This window comes from Rhodoplanes roseus (genome assembly GCF_003258865.1).
Classification (GTDB): Bacteria; Pseudomonadota; Alphaproteobacteria; order Rhizobiales; family Xanthobacteraceae; genus Rhodoplanes; species Rhodoplanes roseus.
The window spans coordinates 1-1,017 of record NZ_NPEX01000330.1 but is presented as its reverse complement, the minus strand read 5'-3'; the positions used below and the strand labels follow the sequence as shown (position 1 = coordinate 1,017).

The following is a 1,017-nucleotide window of genomic DNA, read 5'->3' as shown; positions in this document are numbered from 1 at the left end:
CGGCCGGCTCGCCGGGGTGACGATGGAGATCGCCGGCGCGGCGCGGCGCCACGACGTGGTCTACGCGAACTCCCAGAAGGCCTTCGTGCTCGCCGCGCTCGCCAATGCGGTGGCCCGCCGGCCGCTGGTCTGGCACCTGCACGACATCATCGACGGCAGCCATTTCGGCGGCGGACAGCGCCGGCTGCAGGTGGCGCTCGCCAACCGCTTCGCCGCCCGCGTGGTGGTGCCGTCCGAGCCCGCCGCCGTGGCCTTCGCGAATGCCGGCGGCCGCACCGACCTGGTCGAGGTGGTGCCGAACGGCGTCGACATCGTGCGCGACCCGCGCACGCGCGACGCGCTCCGCCGCGATCTCGGCCTGCCGGAGGGGCCGCTGTTCGGCGTGTTCAGCCGGCTCGCCCCGTGGAAGGGCCAGCACGTCGTGCTCGACGCGCTCGCGGCGCTGCCCGAGGCGCGCTGCATCGTGGTCGGCGACGCACTGTTCGGCGAAAAGGCCTATGCGGCCGCCCTGCGGGCGCAGGCCGAGAGGCTCGGCCTCGGCGACCGCGTCCTGTTCCTCGGCCATCGCGGCGACGTGCCGGTGCTGATGCAGGCGGTCGACGCGATGGTCCATCCGTCCGTCTCGCCCGAGCCGTTCGGCCGCACCCTGATCGAGGCCATGCTGGCGCGCACGCCGGTGATCGCGACCGACACGGGCGCGGCCTCCGACATCCTCGACGGCGGCGCCGCCGGCACGCTGGTGACGCCGAACGATCCGGCCGCGCTTCGCGCCGCCCTCGCCGGCGTGCTGTCGTCTCCCGAAAGCCTGGCCGCCCGGATCGACGTCGCCGAGGCGCGGGCCCGCGCCCGCTATGGCGTCGCCGCCATGCAGGACGCGGTCTCCGCCGTCATCGCCCGCGTCGCCGCGGGAGCCCGCGCATGAGCCGTACCGTGGCGGCCGGCCGGTTCTCCGGGCCGGTGCCCGGTTGGGTGCCGGCGGCACTCCTGCTCGTCGCGACGGCGGCCGCCGGCCCGGCC

At 76.3% G+C, this 1,017-nt stretch carries 1 protein-coding gene; it reads left to right on the top strand.

Annotation, left to right across the window (positions count from 1 at the left end; all coding sequences use genetic code 11):
- Positions 1 to 922, top strand: a 922-nt coding sequence (locus CH341_RS27265; protein ID WP_245431276.1) for a glycosyltransferase family 4 protein, incomplete at its 5' end; no start/stop codon positions are given.
- Positions 923 to 1,017 lie beyond the last annotated feature (95 nt).